This is a genomic window from Magnetospirillum sp. ME-1 (assembly GCF_002105535.1).
GTDB lineage: Bacteria > Pseudomonadota > Alphaproteobacteria > Rhodospirillales > Magnetospirillaceae > Phaeospirillum.
On the sequence record NZ_CP015848.1, the window covers coordinates 4379428 to 4399128 of the forward strand.

Annotated in this window: 15 protein-coding genes; 4 read left to right on the forward strand and 11 right to left on the reverse strand. The window is 67.1% G+C overall.

Features of this window, described 5'->3' with window-relative positions:
• Positions 1–10 precede the first annotated feature (10 nt).
• The 5 genes from WV31_RS20470 to WV31_RS20490 form a co-directional block, all read right to left on the reverse strand.
• Positions 11–514 (reverse strand): chemotaxis protein CheW, encoded by a 504-nt coding sequence (locus WV31_RS20470; protein ID WP_237051400.1) that lies wholly within the window; start codon positions 512–514, stop codon positions 11–13.
• A 20-nt stretch (positions 515–534) separates the two neighbouring features.
• A complete protein-coding gene (locus WV31_RS20475) occupies positions 535–1626 on the reverse strand; it encodes a ParA family protein (RefSeq protein WP_085375259.1) in 1092 nt (363 codons plus the stop codon).
• 361 nt (positions 1627–1987) lie between these two features.
• Complete coding sequence (locus tag WV31_RS20480; RefSeq protein WP_085375260.1) at positions 1988–2458, reverse strand: cache domain-containing protein; 471 nt, start codon at positions 2456–2458, stop codon at positions 1988–1990.
• Between the two features lie 20 nt (positions 2459–2478).
• Complete coding sequence (locus WV31_RS20485) at positions 2479–4179, reverse strand: methyl-accepting chemotaxis protein (protein ID WP_237051401.1); 1701 nt, start codon at positions 4177–4179, stop codon at positions 2479–2481.
• A gap of 177 nt (positions 4180–4356) precedes the next feature.
• Complete coding sequence (locus WV31_RS20490) at positions 4357–5496, reverse strand: patatin-like phospholipase family protein (RefSeq protein WP_085375720.1); 1140 nt, start codon at positions 5494–5496, stop codon at positions 4357–4359.
• 170 nt (positions 5497–5666) lie between these two features.
• Here WV31_RS20490 and WV31_RS20495 point away from each other — a divergent pair, with 170 nt between their 5' ends.
• Positions 5667–7199: a PAS-domain containing protein gene (locus WV31_RS20495; protein ID WP_085375261.1), complete on the forward strand. Its 1533-nt coding sequence runs from the start codon at positions 5667–5669 to the stop codon at positions 7197–7199.
• Here the strand turns inward: WV31_RS20495 and WV31_RS20500 are convergent.
• Positions 7189–7968: a GNAT family N-acetyltransferase gene (locus tag WV31_RS20500; protein WP_085375262.1), complete on the reverse strand. Its 780-nt coding sequence runs from the start codon at positions 7966–7968 to the stop codon at positions 7189–7191. The two genes, WV31_RS20495 and WV31_RS20500, sit on opposite strands and share 11 nt — an antisense overlap.
• 228 nt (positions 7969–8196) lie before the next feature.
• Here WV31_RS20500 and WV31_RS20505 point away from each other — a divergent pair, with 228 nt between their 5' ends.
• The 3 genes from WV31_RS20505 to WV31_RS20515 all read left to right on the forward strand — a co-directional run bounded on the left by WV31_RS20505 (position 8197) and on the right by WV31_RS20515 (position 9698).
• Entirely contained in the window at positions 8197–8562 is a 366-nt protein-coding gene (locus WV31_RS20505; RefSeq protein WP_085375263.1) for a hypothetical protein, read from the forward strand.
• Positions 8563–8611: 49 nt separating this feature from the next.
• Positions 8612–9247 (forward strand): peptide-methionine (S)-S-oxide reductase MsrA, encoded by a 636-nt coding sequence (gene msrA, locus WV31_RS20510; protein WP_085375264.1) that lies wholly within the window; start codon positions 8612–8614, stop codon positions 9245–9247.
• Positions 9248–9314: 67 nt separating this feature from the next.
• Positions 9315–9698 carry a hemerythrin domain-containing protein gene (locus WV31_RS20515; protein ID WP_085375265.1) on the forward strand — a complete coding sequence of 128 codons (384 nt, stop codon included), beginning with the start codon at positions 9315–9317 and terminating at the stop codon, positions 9696–9698.
• An 8-nt stretch (positions 9699–9706) separates the two neighbouring features.
• Here WV31_RS20515 and WV31_RS20520 read toward each other — a convergent pair whose 3' ends face one another.
• From WV31_RS20520 to WV31_RS20540, 5 genes are read right to left on the reverse strand one after another with little or no spacing between them, the layout of a single operon-like run.
• Entirely contained in the window at positions 9707–9949 is a 243-nt protein-coding gene (locus tag WV31_RS20520; protein ID WP_068433809.1) for a lipoyl domain-containing protein, read from the reverse strand.
• Positions 9949–11916, reverse strand: a complete 1968-nt coding sequence (locus WV31_RS20525) for an alpha-ketoacid dehydrogenase subunit alpha/beta (RefSeq protein ID WP_085375266.1) — start codon at positions 11914–11916, stop codon at positions 9949–9951. Before WV31_RS20525 ends, WV31_RS20520 begins: the two co-directional genes overlap by 1 nt.
• A 14-nt stretch (positions 11917–11930) precedes the next feature.
• Positions 11931–12959 (reverse strand): patatin-like phospholipase family protein, encoded by a 1029-nt coding sequence (locus tag WV31_RS20530; protein ID WP_085375267.1) that lies wholly within the window; start codon positions 12957–12959, stop codon positions 11931–11933.
• A gap of 38 nt (positions 12960–12997) precedes the next feature.
• Positions 12998–19111 carry a type I polyketide synthase gene (locus WV31_RS20535; protein ID WP_085375722.1) on the reverse strand — a complete coding sequence of 2038 codons (6114 nt, stop codon included), beginning with the start codon at positions 19109–19111 and terminating at the stop codon, positions 12998–13000.
• A gap of 36 nt (positions 19112–19147) precedes the next feature.
• Positions 19148–19363, reverse strand: a complete 216-nt coding sequence (locus WV31_RS20540; protein ID WP_145980932.1) for a hypothetical protein — start codon at positions 19361–19363, stop codon at positions 19148–19150.
• Positions 19364–19701: the final 338 nt, after the last annotated feature.

Sequence of the window (19701 nt, forward strand, 5' to 3'; positions counted from 1 at the left end):
GCCGCGTCCGTCATGGCCCGAATTCCGTCAGGGCGTCGAGCCGTTGCTGGGTCCGGACCTGGAATTCGCTCAGCGCCGCCCGCTCTTGGCTCAGCAGGACGCGATCCCAGGCCAGCAGGTTCACGCTGCGCCCGTCCCGTTCCAGCACCTCGGCCAGACAGTCGTTGAAGGACTGCCCGGGCGGAAGGTCCATGGCGGCGAAATCGCCGGCGTCGCGGACACCGTCCACATGCTCGACCAGCAAGCCCACCACCCCGGATTCGGAACGGGGGCGCATGATCAAGATGGAGGCATCCATGCCGTAATGGCCCCCCTCCATTCCCAGCAGCCGATCAAGCCGCAGCACCGGCACGGCCTGGCCGCCGAGGTTGAGGATGCCCTCGACGATGGCCGGCAGATGCGGCGGCCGGTCGAGCCAGGCCAGCGGCACCACCTCGCGCACCTCTTCCACCGGCAGGCCGAAACACTGCCCGGTCAGACGGAACATCACGATGGCTGAAGCGTCGGCGGGCATTGGCACCATCATCATACCCGTCAGACGAAACCGAGCAGCCCGGCCAACCGGCGCGCGCCCTCGATTCCCACCCCCAGCAGGGCCAATCCCCCCAGCAGCATCACCACCAGAAAGGCCACCAGCGACAGGCGGTTCTCGATGAAGAAATGCACCACTTCCAGATGCCAGCGCTCCATGCGCGTCCGGTCGCCGTACAGCATGCGGTCCAACTGGTCGGTCTTCTGGCGCAGGCGGGCGTCATCGGCGGGTATGGCGGTCTCGGCGCAAGCCCCCTGCCAGCGGGTCAGGCGTCCGATCGCCTCATCGCGCGGGGAATGGGGGCTCACCGTCTCGTTGTTCTTGGCGGCGATGGCCACGTGGCGGCCGATGAATTCCTCGGTGAAGTCCAGATGGGCCTGGGCCGCCGGCGATTTGGGCGCGAAAACGCAGACCGGCAGCCGCGAGGTCGCCGCCTCGATCACCGTGTTGTCGCGCGGAATCTCGGTCCGGTAGACCGTTCCCCCCAGGCGCGAGCGGATCAACTCGTTGATCTTGCGCGTGGTCTTGTTCTTGTCGTTGATGGTGAACAGCACGCCTTGCAGCAGCAGGTTCTTGTTCAGCCCCTCCTGCACGTACTTGATGGAGGGCAGCGTGCGCAGCAATCCGTCATTGGCATAGGGCGTGGCGGTGACGGGGATGATCACCGCATGGGCCGAGGCCAGGGCGTTGATGGGCAGAATGCCCAAAGCCGGCGGACAATCGATCACCACGTAATCGCAATCCAGTGCCGTATGCGCCAGGATGTTGGAGAGCGTCCGCTGGGAATTCTGCATTTCCGACAGCTTGATCTCGATACCGGCCAGGCTGTAGGTGGAGGGCAGCACCCGCACGCCGTCGAACATGGTCTCGACCATGACGTCCTCGACCGCGGCGCCGTTGGTGAAAAGATCGTAGATGCCCTGCTTGGTCTTGGGATCAATCCCCAGGCTCTTGGTGGAATCGCCCTGCGAGTCCAGATCGATGACCACCACCGATTTTCCGAAGGCCGCCAAGCAAACCGCCAGATTGGTGCTGGTGGTGGTCTTGGAGATACCACCCTTCTGATTGAAGATGGCGACGATATACGGCCTCATGGGAACTCAATACCCATGCAGGTCAACCGATCAACACTGAGACAATTCAGGGTGATTTTCAAAACACTCCCCCTCGCCGACATAATTCGGAGCGCATCACCCAAATCTGCGCACGACCAAGCCCCGATTCTCCACCGCTTGTCCCGTATAGCTTAAGCATAGCGGCAAGGACGTTGCAACGAAAGACGCCAGGGAATTCTTGCGCCCATGGGCAAAAATCCCCTCATGCGGGGATTCCATTGAGTCGAGTCGAAGGGGGATCGCTACTCGACAGTCTCGCCGCACCAGAACCTGACTAATTTCGCTACAAATAAAAATGCCGCCCGCATTTGCAGCGGGCGGCATCGGGAACGGGGCTGGATCAGGCCGGCGGATAGCAGCCGGCCATGAACAGCAGGTCGCCGTTGGCCTTCACCCAGGTCTGCTTGGGGGCCAGTTTCTTGGTCTCGGGATGGGTCCAGGTGTACTTGGCCCAGGCACCGGCCGGCCCCGACTTGCCGGCCTTGATCATCTCCTGGATGATCATCACGCCGTTGACGTCCTTGAGGCCGGGCAGATCCTTGTTGTCGATCAGCTTGGGATTGATGGCGTGGGCCTTGAAGATGCCGTCCATGGTCGAGACGATGACGTAGAGCTCGCCGTTGACCCAATCCTTGTTGCCCTTGTCCATGAAGTCGGCATAGGACTTTTCCTGGCCGACCGCCTTGTAATGGGCGATGGCCTTGTCCACCAGCCCCTGGGCCGCGGCGCACTCGTCGGCGGCCTGGGCCGCCCCGGACAGGCCGAACACAGCACCGGCGGCCAGCACCGCCATCCTTGCGAAATTCCTCACGTCTTCCCTCCTGATTATGATTATGCGGACTTGAGACGGGCCACCAGCCCGTCCACCTGGGATTGCAGGCGATCGAACTCGCCCACCAGGGTTTCGGTGGTGACCTGGACGGTGGCGGCGGCGTTGCCCACCTGATCGGCGACGCGCCGGACCTCGCCGATGCCCGACGACACGGTACGGGTCCCGTCGGCGGCCTGGCTGACCGAATCCGAAATCTCGCCGGTGGCGCGCCCCTGTTCGGCCACGGCGCCGGTAATGGCGGCCAGCGCCTCGTTGACCCGGCCGATGGTGGCGACGATACCGTCGATGGCGCGGACCGCCTCCTCCGTCGCCGCCTTCATGGCGGTGATCTCGCCGGTGATCTCCTCGGTGGCGCGCGCCGTCTGGTTGGCGAGATTCTTCACCTCGTTGGCCACGACGGCAAAACCTTTGCCGGCATCGCCGGCCCTGGCCGCCTCGATGGTGGCGTTAAGGGCCAGCAGGTTGGTCTGGGACGCGATGTCGTTGATGAGGTTCACCACCTCGCCGATCTTGCCCGAGGCCACGGTCAGCGTCTTGACGGTCTCGTCGGTGCGGGCGGCTTCCGCCACCGCCTCGGAGGCGACGCGCGACGATTCCTCCACCTGCCGGTTGATCTCGCTGATGGAGCCCACCAGACGCTCGGCCGCCTGGGCCACATTCTCCACGTTGCCGTTGGCCAGTTCCGAGGATTCCGCCACCTGGGCGGTCTGGCTGATGGCGGTTTCGGCGTTGGCGGCCAGCACCTCGGCCTCGCCCCGGATGGAATCGGCGGCGCGCGACGCGTTCTCGACGGCGCCCCTGACCGTGGTCTCGATCTCGCCGGCCAGTTCGGCCATGGCCTGGCGCTTGGCGGCCTCGGCCTGGCGCTGCAGCGCGTCCTGCTCGTCGGTGAGCGCCTTGACCCGCTGGGCATTCTCCTTGAACACCTGGACGGTGGCGGCCATGGCGCCGATCTCGTCCTTGCGGCCGATGGCGGGCACCACGACGGAAAGGTCGCCCTGGGCCAGACGCTCCATGGCGCTGGTCATGCCGCCCACCGCGCTGGCGATGGCGCGGACCAGCAGGAAGGAGATCAGCGCCAGCAGGCCCAGCACGCCCAGCGTGATGCCGATGAACAGCCCTCGCGTGGTGGCGGCGTCATTTCCGGCCGACCGGCGGGCGGCGTCCACCAGACGGGCCTCCATGGCCACCAGGGCCTGGGTTTCGGCCATCAGCGCCTGATAGCTGTCCTGGGCGGTCCACATGAAGGACACCGCCGCGGTGAAATCCATCTTCTGCATGGAGACCACCTGATCGGTGGCGTTTTTGTAGACGATCAGGCCGGCTTCGATCTTCTTGAGCAGGGCATCTTCCTCGCCGGCGACGGGAAAGGCGGCGCGAAAATCGCCCAGTTGCTTTCCAGCCTTCTTCAAGCCCTCGGCGAAGGCGGCCTCGATCTTGTCCACCTTGGCCGCCTCGACGCCGGCGGCGTTCCAGGTCAGCAACCGATAGAGGTCGGAATGGGCATCCTGCAGGACGTCGGTGAAATCGCCGATCTTCACCGATTTGGCGAACGAAACCTCGGCGATCTGGTCCAGGGTCCGGCTTTGCCCGGCCAGGCCCTGCATGCCCACCCAGGCGATGATCACCAGTCCGACGGTGGCCACCACCGGGACAATGGCGATCTTCGCCCAAATCCTCATATCGTCGAGAAAGCTCATCTCACCCCTCCGCGATCGGCGTCAGGCTGAAGGCAACGCTGCCATCATGTTGCCGAAGCCAGATGCCTCAGCCATCCAAGACTACGTCATAACGGATGACACGGCTATTAAACAGCCATACCACAGCCGATCAAACAGACAATTGTAATGAATTTATGCTTTATGACCTATGTCTGGTCAGGCATTCACCGTAGATTTATTTATCTTGGATGCATGAATGGCTTTCGAATCCGGCTTTCCACCACGATAAGCCCGGAGCACCGCATCGGCGGCGAGGCGGCCATCGGCGATGGAGCGGTCCAGGTTCGACCAGCTCCAATCGTAATTGATGTGGTGGGCGACCGGGATCTCGATGACCCTGACCTTGGAGCCGATCTCCCGAAGGTGGTACTTGAACAGCTTGACGTCGTCCTCGCTGGTGGTGGCGGCGAACAGCATCACCAGATTGTTCAGGGCGTCGTAGAGGTTCTCGGGCCGGCGGATCTGCTTGCGGTCGAGGATGCGGCTGACCCACACCTCGTCCAGGTCGGGATGGTTGGTCAGCAGGTCCTCGAAATTGACGGTGTCGATGGTGGCACCCTCGCAATAGACCTTGCCGTTCATGGTCACCGGCTCTTCGATATAGGGCAGGGCCGAGCAGGCGCAGAGGGTCTCGGCCGAGATGTGCTGGTACTTGGAATCCTTGTTGCTGAACAGTTCCAGGCGCTGGTCGGTCAGGTTGTAGGAATTGTGGTAGAGCACCGGGCGCCCCTCCTGGTACAGCGCCTTGAAGTCGATCTGCTGCAAGAAGGCGCTGTCGGGATAGAACACCCGGGACAGGCCCTTGGTGGCGCTCTTGTACATCAGGCTGGTCATGAACCGCGACACCGGGTTGACCGCCAGCACCTGATTGAGGATCAGGGCGTTGAGATTGGCCTGGGACCACTTGCCGGGGTCCTTGGCGAAGGCGACGATCTCTTCCGACGCCTCCTTGATGGCCTCGGGGATCACCAGATTGCGGTAGCTGGAGGAATCCAGCACGAAGTTCAGCGCGTTCTCGGTCGCCGCCTCGAAATCAGGCGCGAAGGCCGCCGCCACCGGAAACTTCTCGTAGACATCGTCGGGGCGGAAGATGCCGCGGAAGAAGTCCACCGAGGTCTCCGCCTCCTTGCCCGGCGCCGCCTGATTCCAGACGATGCCCAGCCAGGCTCCGATGCACGACAGGCTCCACACGTCGAAGCGGATGTCCGGCTCGCGGTGGATGCGCTCCAGCGCGCCGATGGAAAGGCCGACCGCCGGGCCGCCACCCGCAAGACAGATTGCCCGCTTGATCGCCATGCCCGCCTCCATGTCATTGATCCGCCAGATTGGCACGGGAAGAACGGTATACTGCGTCGCATCATCTCGCAATAGTTACAAGGTATGGCGTTAATTCGGTTCCTCGCATGCAGCTTTCGCCTTGGGACAATTTCGCCTATGCTGCCATTGCGTGAACAAGGAAGCTGGGCATGCATCACGGAGCGGGGTCGGCCGAGTTCAAGTGGCGCCACCTGATCGAGGCGGTGGAGGAATTCGGCCAGGGCTTCACGGTGTTCGACCGTGACCTCAACCTGATCCTGTGCAACAACCGCTTCCTCGAGATGCTGGATTTCCCGCCCAGCCTGGTCCACCCCGGAACGGTGTTCGCCGATTTCATGCGCTACAACGCGCTACGCGGCGAGTACGGCCCCGGCGACGTCGAGACGCTGGTGGCCGAGCGGGTGGAAAAGGCCCGCAACTTCACCGCCCATTGCTTCGAGCGCGAACGCCCCGACGGCACGGTGATCGAAGTGCGCGGCACGCCTTTGCCCGGCGGCGGCTTCGTCACCACCTATACCGAGATCACCGACCGCAAGCGCGCCGAGCGCATGCTGATCCACGCCAAGGACAAGGCGGAGGAGATGGCCCGGGTCAAGGCCAACTTCCTGGCCACCATGAGCCACGAGATCCGCACCCCCATGAACGGGGTGCTGGGCATGCTGCACCTGCTGACCGGCTCGCCGCTGACGCCTGAGCAGAAGGACCATCTGGAGACCGCCCAGTCCTCGGCCCGCGCCCTGCTGGCCATCATCAACGACATCCTGGACTTCTCCAAGCTGGAGGCCGGGCAGATGAAGCTGGAGGCGGCCCAGTTCGACCTCGTCCGCCTGCTGGACGAGATGATGGCGCTGATGCGGGGCGCCGCCGTAGACAAGGGCCTGACGTTGCGCTGTGCGGTGGGCGAAGGAGTACCCCGCCACATGGTCGGCGACCCCACCCGCCTGCGCCAGGTACTGACCAACCTGATCGGCAACGCCGTCAAGTTCACGGAAAAAGGCGGCGTGGTGGTCTCGGTGGAGGCGGAGTCCAACATCCTGCGCTTCGAGGTCATGGATACCGGCATCGGCATCGAGCCGTCCGCCGCCCCCGCCCTGTTCGCCGAGTTCGTCCAGGCGGATTCGTCCATTTCCCGGCGTTTCGGCGGCACCGGCCTGGGGCTTTCCATCTGCAAGCGGCTGGTGGAGATGATGGGCGGCGAGATCGGTTTCGACAGCCTTCCGGGCGAGGGAACCACCTTCCACTTCACCCTGCCCCTGGCCGTGGCCGCCGAACGCTCCTCTCAGACGGCGGAGGGCGAGGATTCCCACCTGCCCAGCCTGGCGGTGCTGGTGGCCGAGGACAATCCGGTCAACCAGAAGCTGGCGACCACCCTGCTGAAGCGCTGGGGCCACAGGGTGACCCTGGCCCACAACGGGGCCGAGGCCATCGCCGCCCTGGCGCGCCAGCCCTTCGACGTGGTGCTGATGGACGTCCACATGCCGGGCATCGACGGGCTGGAGGCGACGCGCCGCATCCGTGCCATGACCGGCCCGGTGGCCGCCATTCCCATCATCGCCATGACCGCCGACGTGCTGGACGGCGACGCCTTGCTGTGCCTGGAGGCCGGCATGGACGATTACGTGTCCAAGCCGGTGGAGCCCGCCCGCCTGCTGGCCGCGCTGAAAGCCGCCATCAAGCGCTGAAGCGCTTCACATAGCGCCCGGCGATGTCGGCGGCGTTGACCACCACCAGCACGTCGGTGGTGTTGAACGGCCGGTCGATCACCGCGCCCTCGCCGATCACGCCCCCTAGGCGCAAATAGCCCTTGAGCAGCGGCGGCAGCGAGGCCAGCACCCGGCGCGCCTCCCAGGCCACATCGATGGTGGCGAAATCCACCGTCTCGGCGCCGTCCAGCGCCCGGCCGCGAAGAGCGGGCGGCGCCAGGTGGTTGTCGCGCAGGTAAGCCAGCTGGGGCGCCAGCACCTCGGGATCGGTGCCCGGCAGGCTGCCGCAGCCGAACAGCAGGCGGATGTCGTTCTCCACCATATAGGCGGCCAGCCCCTGCCACAGGGCCTGCAACGTGCCCCGGTGGCGCCAGCGGGCATCGACGCAGGAGCGACCCAGTTCCAGAATCTCGCCCTCGACGGCCAGGAAGGGGCTGATGTCGAATTCGCCCGCCGAATAGAAGCGGCCCACCGCCTCGGCCGCCCGGCGGCGGATCAGGCGGTAGGTGCCCACCACCTCGCCCTCGGCCAGGACCAGCAGGTGGTCGCAATGGCGATCGTAATCGTCGAAATCCTGCTCCAGCGCCTGCATGGCGGCGGTGGGCTTCGCGCCCATCTCCTCATAGAACACCCGGTAGCGGATGCGCTGGGCGGCGGCCACCTCGGCGCTGGTCTCGGCGAGGCGCACCTCCAGCCCGTCGGAGGCGGCCGGGTTCAGGGCATGGACGCTCGTCATCTGGTGGGTCATGACTCACCTCGTCTGATTGCGGACAATGGAATTGGGACGCAAGACGGATCGAAAGCGCCCCTTTCGGGCTGCTTCGGCACAACATGCCGACCTTCGACTGCTGAGGTTTCGTAGCCGTCCATGGCTATCCTATAACGCAAGGGCTTGTGCCGCCGGGGTGAAACAATTATTACATCCGGTAGTTCTACCGTTATTTTCGCCAGCCGCCCGTTTCATTGAGGAGCCGCCATGGCCGAGTCCCGCATCGCCTCCGTCGAGGGCTTCCAGTTCTCGTTCCACCACCAGGAGGCCGAGCGCCCCATCCGCAAGGTGCTGGACCGCTGGGTGCTGCAGGACTGGGTCTGCCAGGTGGAATACGAGGGCGAGTGGTGCCTGTTCACCATCCACGAATTCAACGACGGGATGTTCGAGCCTTCGGCGGTCCAGGGCGTGTTCAGCGACTTCGCCGGGGCGGCGGCGGTCGAGGTCACCACCCGCTGGCTGCAGCGCCGCCTGGAGGAAAAGGACCACGCCCGACGCCGCCAGCGCGACATCTTCCTGGGCGCGCTGGCCATCGTCGCCGCCCTGGCCCTGGCCGCCATCTCGCTACGGTGAACGACGGCCCCCATATAGAGGGGAACACGGCAAGAGCGGAGGCGCGTCCATGTCCCTTTGGGGTCCCAGCAAGACGGTGATGGTCACGGCCGAGCAGGCCCTGCCCGGCCGGGCCAGTGAAATCCACATCCCCGAGCGCCATTACGTGCTCGACACCCACCTCAAGCCCCCCTTCCCGGTGGGCATGGAGGTGGCGGTCTTCGCCATGGGCTGCTTCTGGGGCGCCGAGCGGCTGTTCTGGAAGACGGGCGGCGTCTACTCCACCTCGGTGGGCTATACCGGCGGCTTCACCGAGAATCCGTCCTACGAAGAGGTCTGCACCGCCCGCACCGGCCATGCCGAGGCGGTGATGGTGGCCTTCGACCCCGCCGAACTGCCCTATTCCACCCTGCTGCGGCTGTTCTGGGAGGGCCACAACCCCACCCAGGGCATGCGCCAGGGCAACGACATCGGCACCCAGTACCGCTCGGCCATCTACTGGACCACGCCCCAGCAGGCCGAGACGGCCCAATCGTCGCGTCACAGCTATGGCGAGGCCCTGCGCCGCGCCGGCTTCGGCGCCATCACCACGGAAATCGTTCCGTCGGGCACCTTCTACTGGGCGGAAGGCTACCACCAGCAATATCTGGCCAAGAATCCCGGCGGCTATTGCGGCCTGGGCGGCACCGGCGTGCGCTGCGGCTGATTTTTCTTCTGGAATTATTCCAGTCAGATCCCCACGTCAATGCGAGGTGGCGGGAAAGGGGGCTGGCATGGCGACCTGGCTTGAGGAGCAGTGGAAAAGCGGCGATTCGGTGATCGACACCGAGCACCAGAAGCTGCATCAGATGATCGCCTCCATGGCGGCGGTGGTCCGCAACGATCCCGGACTGGGGCTGGCCGACGAGGCCATCGACGTGCTGCAGGACCGCATGCGCATCCACTTCCGCATGGAGGAGCAACTGGCGGTCCGCCTCGGCCCCGATTCCGTCGCCCGGCTCAAGGAAGACCATCTGCGCCTGCTGGCCCTGCTGCCCCCCGTGCGCGAAGCCATCCGCAACAAGGCCCCCGACCTGGCCCGCGAGCGCATCGAGCATTTCCACAAGGAACTGGACCGTCACGACCGCGAGGTGGACATCCCGCTGTTCCGGAAATAGCCGATGGATCAGCCCTCGACCTCCACATCGGCCACCGGCGCGCCCACCGGCACCACGTCGCCCTCGGCCACCCACCAGCGCACCAGCCGGGCGGCGAAGGGGGCCTCCACCTCCTGGGCGACCTTTTCGGTCTCCAGCTCGTACAGGGGCTCGTCCAGGGCGAAATCCTCGCCCGGCTCCTTCAGCAGGCGGGTGATGTTCACTTTCTCAACATTGTAGCCGTAGGACGGAACGGCCAGCACCTTGATCATCACGGGGCTCCTGTCATGTCGCGGATTGTTTCCGCGACCTCTTGCGGCTGGGGCAGATAGGCATCGCCATAGGCCCCGCTGAAACCGATATGCACGTCCGGACGGCCCAGGATCAAGGGCGGAGCCTTCAGGCGGCTCCAGGTTCCGGCATGGGCGCACAGCTCGGCGACGATCATCTGGCCCACGCCGCCGCTCACGTTGTCCTCCTGCACCACCAGCAGCCGCCCGGTCCGGGCCACCGAGTCCATCACCGCCTCCCGGTCCCAGGGAACCAGGCTGCGCAGGTCGAACACCTCGGCCGACGCCGATGCCGTCTCGGGCCGGCGCAAGGCGTCCTGGACCACCCGCACGGTATTGCCCCAGCAGATGACGGTGATGTCGTCGCCGGACCGCAGGCGCTGCGCGCTTCCGAAGGCGATGGCCGGAATCTCGGCCGGCACCGGCTCGGACGCCTGGAACAGCCGCTTGGGCAGCAGGATGATGGTGGGGTCCTCGGCATGGGCCGCCGCCCAGAACAGGCCCACCGCGTCGGCGGGCGTGCTGGGCACCGCCACCCGGATGCCGGGAATCTGGCAGAACGAGGCCTCGCAGGCCTGGCTGTGCCACATGCCCGCCCCGGCCACATAGCCGCCATAGGGGGCATAGATCACCGCCGGGCAGTTCCAGGCCCCGGCCGAACGCCAGCGCAGCGTCGCCAGATCGTTGACGATCTGACTCATGGCCGGGCCGCAGAAATCGGCGAACTGCATCTCGAGGAAGGGACGGATGCCGCCGGCGGCCAATCCCGGCGCCACCCCGGCGATGGTCGCCTCGGCCAGGGGCGAGTTGTGGACGCGGCCGGGAAAGCGGGTGGACAGCCCCCGGGTCAGGCCGAACACGCCCCCCTTGGGATCGTCCACGTCCTCGCCGAACAGCAGGGTCTGGGGCTGGTCCTCGAAGATGGCGCCCAGCGCCACCCCCACCGCACGGGCCAGGGTCCAGCGCTTCTCGGGGTAATCCTCGGGGAATCGGAAGGGCGAAGGCAGGGCCGCGGGCGCCAGCCGGTCGTCCAAAGCCGCCCGGGGCGAGGGGTCGGGCTCGTCCAGCACCTCCTGGAAGGTGGCGTAGACCTCGTCGGAGAGGCGCTGGCGCAGCGCCGCCACCTCGGCCTCCGGGGCGGCCCGTTGGGCGAAGGCGGCCACCGGATCACGGTCCCACTTGGCCCGGATGGCATCTTCCGACAGGTAGCCGCGCTGGTCGTCGAAGCTGGAATGGCCCTCCAGCCGGTCCAGTTCGCACCACAGGATGGCCGGGCCATTGCCGCCGCGCACCCCGTTCATCACCCGCCGGGCGACCGCGAACAGGGCTTCCGGGTCGCGTCCGTCGGCCCGGGTCACCGGCACTCCGTCCAGCAGGCCCAGCGCCAGGGGGTTGAGGCGGTCGGTGGGCGTGCTGATGCCCAGGCCGTTATCCTCGACCACGAACAGCACCGGAAGCTGGCGTTCGACGGCGAAGGCCACCGCCTCGAAGAACTCGCCCTGGCGGCACGACGCCTCGCCGGTCAGCGCCACCGCCACATGGGCCAGGCCCTGGCGCCGCATGGCCCAGGCGAAGCCGCAGGCGGGCAGCAGGTGGTGAGCGACGGGGGACAGCGCGCTCCACACCCCCCTCCCCCGGTCGCCGAAATGCCCCGGCATCTGCCGGCCGTTGGCCAGCGAGGCGGCCTTGCCCAGCAGCAGGCGCGCCAGCTCCTTCACCGGCGTGCCCAAGGCCAGCATCAGCGCCTTGTCGCGGTAATGGGGAAAGACCAGGTCGCCCGGCCCGATCAGCTGGGCCAGGGCGGCCAGGGCTTCGTGCCCCACCGACGACACGTGGAACGGCGCTCGTCCCTGGCGGACGAGGATGGCCTCGCGCCGGTCGCATTCGCGACTGAGCATCATGGCCTCGAGCGCCAGAAGTGGCTCGAACCCCACCTCGGACCCATCCATGCGGCGTTCTCCCCTTATGTGATGGTCCGGCCGAGATCGACGCCGTACTCGGCGATGTGCTTGCGGGCGGTTTCGTAGCCCAGCTCGAACATGCGCTCCATGTTGCTGGTCGACCAGTCCAGCGCGGCCGGCAGCCAGTCGGGGGGAATGTCGAACTTGATCTTGACCAGTTCCACTTCCTTCTTGGGATGGGCGGCGTTCCATTCCTTCAGGTAGTAGTGCTCGAACAGCATCAGATCCTTCCGGCACACTTCCACCAGGGGCAGGATCATGGACTGGGAATAGGCCTGGAACAGGTTCTTGGGCCGCTGGATGTATTGCTGGTTGCCGAAGGCGTCCAGCACCACCAGGGTGCGGATGTCCTCGTCGGTACGCAGCAGGCCGCTGAAATTGTAGGTATCGACCGCGCCGCCTTCCATGAAGTAGATGCCGTCCACCGTGGTGGCCTCGTAGATGAAGGGATAGCCCAGCGAGGCGGCGAAGGTCTCGAAATTGATCTCGTTCTTGCCGTAGGTGACCACCTTCTGGTCGGCCACCGAATAGGCGTTGATGTAGACCTCTTCCTCGTAATCCTTGATCTTGGAGAAGTTGATGAACTGCTCCAGCAGCGGCGCGTGCGAGCACATGCCGCTGGAGAAGAAGGTGGTGGTGCTGGGCGTGGTGATGGCCCAGATCAGCTGGATCAGGTCGCTGATCAGCTTCTTGCCCTTGGTCATGCCCAGCTGGTCCACGACCTTCTCGTAATAGGGCAGCTTGGTCAGCAGGTTGCGATAGCCCTCGGCCAGCCGGCTGCCCTTGACGAACACCTTGTAGTTCACCGGGATGAACTTGAAGATGGAATCCAAGACGCTGAGATTGATGGAGTTGCGCAAGCTTTCCTGGCGCGTCATGCCGTTGGCCGGCGAAGCGTAAAGCAGCGCCATGCAGCCGCCGCCGCCCGCCCCGGAAATCACGTCGAACTTCACGCCGGCTTCCTCGAACGCCAGCATGGCCCCCGTCATCAATGTGCAGTTGGGCGCTCCGCCGCCCAACACCAACGCCATTTTCGCCATCGGTTCCTCCCTGAGTTCACGACTTCCGGTCAAGATGCCGGCCGGGACAATTCCCGCGAAATAATTCTCTGAATGAACGACTCATCCTCAATAATGGAATAGTGAGTACCTTCACGCATGAGAATCTGCAACTGCTTGTTTGTAAATCGCCCCCAGCCCAGGATATCCTCGCGCGAGACGAAGATGTCGCCGATGGCCACGAAGCAGGTGATGGGCACGTCCAGCGGCCGCCTGCGCCGGTACTCATAGGTGCTGGCCATCTCGAAATCGGCGCGGACCGCCGGCAGCATCAGGCGGCGCAGGTCGGGGTCCACCAGCAGATGCTCGCTGGCGGCGATGTCGAAGTGGCGCACGATCTCGGCGAAGATGGGGCCCGGCTGGCGATAGGGCGGCAGATCGGCGCGATAGCCCGGCATGCGGGCCAGACGCCGCATCAGGCTGGTCTCGAACGAGCCGATGGATTTCAGCCGGTCCGGCGGCCGCGCGCCGGAACAGAACAGATGCGACGGCTTGATCCCGGCCCGGTCCATCAGCCGGCAGGTGGTCTCGTACAGCGTCAGGCTGCCCAGGCAATGGCCGAAGAAGGCGAAGGGCAGGTCCAGCTTGCCCGCCATCTCCTCCATCAGCCGGTCCACCCAGCGCCCCAGATCGTGTTCCGGTTCCTCGCCGATGCGGGTGAGCCGTCCGGGCGGCTCGACGGCGATCACCTCGATTGCCGGATCCATGGCCGCCCCCCAGCCCCGGAAGGTGGCCGAGCCGCCGCCGGCGAAGGGGAAGCAGAACAGGCGGCTCTGCGGCCTTGGCGGCGAAACGATGTTCACCAGCCAGGACCCGGCGGCAACCGTCTCCGCCGCTGCCTCCGGGGCGGGCGCGCCGGCGGTGTCGGGCCACAGATCATCGATCAACTGGTCGATGCTGGGGCCGCGGATCAGGTTGAAGGCGGGAATGCGCAGCCCGATGGCCGCTTCCACCCGGTTGATCAGGGTCACCGCCATCAGCGAGTCCAGCCCCACCTCGCGCAGCGGCCGGCTGGCCTCGATGGGCTCGGCGAGCCCCAGGGTGGAGGTCACCAGGCGGCGCAGGAACGCCGTCAATGCACCTCGCCTGCGCCCGGGATCGTCCGAGGCCAGGCAGGCGCGCAATTCCACGATGTCGGCCGCCGGGCCGGGACCGACGCTCGCCTGGAAATGGGCGTAAAGGGCGGGCGGCCGGGCGAACTGGGCCAGGAAGGACGGCCAGTGGATGGGCGCCACCGCCGCCTGGACCAGCCCGCCGTCGAACAGCAGGTCGAAGGCCTGTCCGCCGCGGTCGGAATCGATGAAGCGCATGCCGCGCGCCTGCCACGCCGCCTGGACCCGCTCGTCCAATCCGCTGGCCATGCCGGATTCGGCCCATGGCCCCCAATTGACCACCAGGGCCGGAAGCCCCAGGCGATGGCGATGGACGGCCAGGGCGTCGAGACAGGCATTGGCGGCGGTGTAATTGGCTTGGCCCGCCGAGCCCAGCTGGCTCAGCACCGAGGAGAACAGCACGAAATCGCGAAGGCCGACGTCGCGGCTGAGCTCGTGCAGCCACCACGCGCCGTCCAGCTTGGGCGCCAGGACGCGGCGGAATTTGGCCCAGTCCAGGGACTCGGCCATGGAATCGTCCACCAGTCCCGCACCGTGATAGATGCCGTTGAGCGGCTGGCCCAGTTCGGCCACCCGGCGCATCAGGCGCCGCACGTCGGCCTCGACGCCCATGTCGGCCTTGACCACCAGCACCTTGGGGCCGATGGCCTCGATGGCGCGGATTATGGCGTCGCAATCGGGCGTCTTGCGGCCCTGGCGCCCCACCAGCACCAGCGTCTCGGCCTTGCGGCGCCGCGCCAGCCATTCCGCCACCTTGCGGCCGATGGCACCCAGGCCGCCGGTGACGACGTAGACGCCCCCTTCGGGCGGCGGGGCGCGTCCGGGGGCCGGCTCGGCCTCGGCCAGCCGCGCCACCATGCGCGCGGCCCGGCGGAAGGCGAACTGGGTCTCGCCGTCGGGCCGCCGCAGCCGGGCGGCCACCAGCCGGGCCTCGGCCGAACGATCGCCCGCCGCCTCCAGGTCGATCAGCCCGCCCCACAGGGCCGGCATCTCCACGGCGAGGGAGCGGCCGAAGCCCCACAGCCCCGCCTGCAGCACATCCGCCGCCGGATCACCATCGGTCACGGCCGCCGCGTTGCGGGTGACCAGCCACAGCCTCGCCCCGCCGGCAAAGCGCTCGCGCTCGGCGGCCAAACCTTGCGCCACCATCAGGGCGCTTCCCAGTACCCGGGCCTGGGCCGCCTGGTCGGTGGGGTCGGCCCCGGCGTCATCCAGCCCGCCGAGATGGAGCAGTCCGACCATGCTGCCTTTCGCGTCCACGGCGACCGAGCGCAGCACGGCCGCCAGGGCCTCGGAGGAATGGGGCATCTCCACCTGCCGGACGGCGGCGCCCTCGGCGTCCAGGGCGGCGGCCAGGGCCGGGCGGGTGCGATCCCCGTCGCCGCCCAGCAGCAGGAAGACGGAAGGTCCGCTTTCGCTCGCCGCCGAGACTCCGGCGTTTTCCCAGCGCAACTGGTAAAGCCAGCGTTCATCCTGCTTTTTTTCCGCCGGGCGGAACTGGGCGGGGGGAAGCGGTTTGACCGCCACGCCGTCGAAGCCCATGACCAGCTTGCCGTCCAGGTCGCGGGCCTCGATGTCGACGATGGTCAGCCCGGCATGGCCGTTGGGAGGGCGCCGCTTCACATGGCACCACAGCTCGCGCGCCGGCGCGGCGGCCATGCGGAAGCGCTCGATGGACACCGGCAGGGGCATGGCCGCATCGGCGGGCGGCGGGCGACTGAAATCGCCCAGCGCGTCGATCACCGCCGGATAGAGATGGAGGCAGGCGTCGAGCAAGGCGGGCGGCGGCCCGTCCACCCCCTCGGACAGGGCCACGCCATCGGGCAGGCGCACGCGGGCCAGAGCCTCGCCCTCGCCGCGCCACAGGCTTTCGATGCCCTTGAATGCCGCCCCATGGCCCAGGCCCAGGCTCTTCATGCCGGCGTAATAGGCCGAGGCCTTGAGCGAGGTGGCGCAGCGCCGCTGAATGCGCTTGGCGTCGAAGCCGTTGCGCCGGGACTGGTCGGGCGCGGCGCGGCGGACGATGCCCTCCATATGGGTGCGCCACGCACCGCTCCCCTGGTCCTGGCTGGCCAGGGAAAAGCGGGCCTGCTCTGCGTCCTCGGGCTCCAGCAGCAGGCAGGTGGCGCGCTCCTCGTCGTCGGCCAGCACCAGGGCTTCGCGCTGGGCGAAATCCACCACCTCGAAATCCTCGTCGCCCAGGCTTTGCCGCGCCGCCCCCAAGGCGGCGGCCAGACCGGCGGCGGCGGGGAGCACGATGGCATCGTGAACCCGGTGATCGGCCAGCCAGGCAAGCCGGGCACTGCCATAGACCGCGTCGAATTGCTGCGCCGGGAGCGGCGACGGCCGGTGCCGGCCCACCAGCCCCGCACCGGCGGAGCGGGTCGGGCGGGGCTCCGCCGCCTCCTGCCAGTACCGCTCGTGCTGAAAGGGATAGGTGGGCAAGGACAGCCGGCGCGGCTGGAACGGGGCGTTGAACCGCGCCCAGTTCACCGCCACGCCGCGACGGTAGAGCCCCGCCACGCAGCCCAGCAGAGCGCGGCCCTCGTCGTCGCCCTTGCCCAAGGTGGGCAGCCAGGATTCGTCGCCGTCGGGCACGCCATCGCGGGCCAGGGCGAGCAGGCCGCCGCCCGGCCCGATTTCCACGTATTCGGTGATGCCCATGGCGGCCAGGGTACCGGCGGCATCGGCGAAGCGCACCGCCTCGCGGGCCTGCCGGCACCAGTATTCGCCGCCGGGCGGTCCGCTCATGGCCAGCCCGGTCAGGGTCGAGACCCAGGACACGCTCCCCGGCCGCGCCCCGGTTCCTTCGGCGGCGCGGGCCAGCCCGTCCAGGGCCGGGACCATCAGGGCGGAATGAAAGGCGTGCGACACCGTCAGCCGCCGGGCGGCGACACCGTCCCGGTCGAGAGCGGCCAGGATGCGCTCGACATCCTCGGCCGGTCCCGAGATCACCGTGTTCCGGAGCCCGTTGACCGCCGCCACGTCGACGCCCACGCCGTCCAGGGCGGCACGTACCGTGGCTTCGTCGGCGAACACCGCCGCCATGGCCCCGCCCTCGGGCAGCGCCCCCATCAGGCGGCCGCGCTCGGCCACCAGACGCGCCGCCTGATCCAGCGACAGCGCCCCGGCCAGATGGGCGGCGGCGAACTCACCGATGGAATGTCCGGCCACCGCCATGGGCCGGATGCCCCAGGCGCCCAGGCAATCGGCCAGGGCCACCTGCACGGCGAACAGCGCCGGCTGGGTGTTCTCGGTGCGGTGGATGGCGTCCCCGTCCGCGAACAGGATGTCGAGGACCGAGCGCCCGAGATGGTTGCCAAGCGCCGCCGCCACCCGGTCGAGGGATTCGCGGAAGGCGGGCTCCGCCTCGTAGAGCGCGCGACCCATGCCGGAGAACTGCGAGCCCTGGCCGCTGTAGAGGAAAGCGATCCGCCGGGGCCCCTCGCGCACCCGCTCGGCCGAATCGGAATTGCAAGCATGCAGCTTGGCCCGCAAATCGGCCACCGAGTCCACGGTCAGCGCCAGACGGTGGGCGTGATGCGCCCGGCCCGCCGCCAGGGTGTGGCACAGATCCCCCAGATCGGGCGGCACATCGCCGTCCAGCACCGATCGGTGACGGGCGATCAGGGCGTCCAGCGCCGGGGCATTCCGGGCCGACAGCAGGAACAGATGGAGCAGCCGCAGGCGGCGGTCGGGCCGCTCGCTGGCGGCGGGGGCCTCCTCCACGGCGATGGCGGCGTTGGTGCCGCCCATGCCCAGCGCGTTGACCAGGGCCCGGCGGGGCCGGTCCCCGGCCCGCCAGGGCAGCACCGCCGTATTGACGAAGAACGGCGTGGTTTCTAGCTTCAGCAGGGGATTGGGCGTCTTGAAATTGACGTTGGGCGGCACCACGCCGTCTTTCAGCATCAGCGCCGTCTTGACCAGCGACACCAGCCCCGAGGCGTTTTCCGCATGCCCCACATTGGGCTTGGCCGAACCGATGGGGCAGCTCCCCTTTTCCGCGCCGGGGAAGGCGCGCTTCAGGGCCGACACCTCCTTGGGATCGCCCACCGAGGTGCCGGTGCCGTGGCATTCCACATAGCCGATGGAAGACGGCGCGAAGCCCGCCTGCGCCAGGGCCCTGGACATCACCTCGCTCTGGGCCTCGACGCTGGTCACGGTATAGCTGGTCTTGCGGGCGGCGTCGTTGTTGACGCCCGAGCCCCGGATGACGGCGTAGACATGGTCGCCGTCTTCGATGGCCCGGCCCAAATCCTTCATCAGCACCGCGACCACGCCGGAGCTGAACGCCGTCCCGCCGGCCTCGGCATCGAAGGTGCGGATATGGCCGTCGGGCGAAAAGATCGAGCCCTTGACCGCCAGATAGCCGGCGCGGTTGGGCACCCGGATGGTGGCCGCCGCCGCCAGGGCCATGGCGCAGTCGCCATCGCGGATGGCCTTGGCCGCCAGATCGACCATCACCAGCGAGGTGGAGCAGGCGGCCTGCACGTTGAGGCTGGGCCCGCTGAGGTCGAGCTTGAAGGAAATGCGGGTGGACGCGTAATCCTTGTCGTTGCCGAAATGCAGCATGCTGGCCGTCCCGCCGTAACGGGCGTCGGGATAATCGGCCAGGACGTTCATCATGTAGTTGGTCACCACCGTGCCGGTGGTGGCGTAGACCGCCACGGGGCCATGCCCCCGGCCGGGCGGATAACCGGCATCCTCGAAGGCTTCCCAGGACACCTCCAGCAGATGGCGCTGCTGCGGGTCAAGCAGGCGGGCCTCGACGGGCGCATAGCCGAAGAATCCGGCGTCGAAGCCGTCATGGCCGTCCAGGACGTAGCCGGCCTTGACGTATTGGGGATCGCGGATCTGTTCGGGCGGCACACCCTCGGCCAGCAGCTCGGCATCGGAAAAGCGGGTCAGCGATTCCTTGCCGTCACGGAGATTGTCCCAGAATTGCCGCCAGTCGGACGCGCCCGGCAGCCGGCACGCAATCCCGATGATGGCGATCCCCCCCGGTTGCGCCACGGCCAAACCCCTCCCCTTTTGCGTTTTGTCCGGGCGTTACCAGTCGTCCCCGTCATCGGCATCGTCGCCGTGGGACTCGCCCTCGCTGAAATCCATCAGACGTTCCAGGGTGCGCTCCATGAAATCCTGCATGGAGGCCAGGTAATCGATCCAGATCTCGATCATCAGCATGACGATCTTAAGCTGGAAGCCCACCATCCGGCCGCCGGGATTGCCGCCGCCCATGGCCATCAGCAAGGGCAGCATCTGCATGAACGACCCCATCTGGAACGGCATTTCACGACCGGCGCCACCACCGCCCCGCCGTTCGCGCCGCCCTCCGCGATCTCCACTTTTGCGTGCTTTCCTCTCCTCATTATCGCGCCCAAGGCATGTGTCTTCAGGCCTGTCGTTATCTCGCATATTCCCCACCCGTCATCTTAGCCTCGATTAAGGAGCCAATGGCACCGATTACGCCTTATTACGAGCCGAGGCAAACAATTTTCCATGCCCCCCTGCCGCCAAGGGATGAATCCCCCGTCCCCCACAGACACGACGACCATGCCTTCTGTTTCCGGCATGATACAGATTATGGAAATACGCGGTTGAAA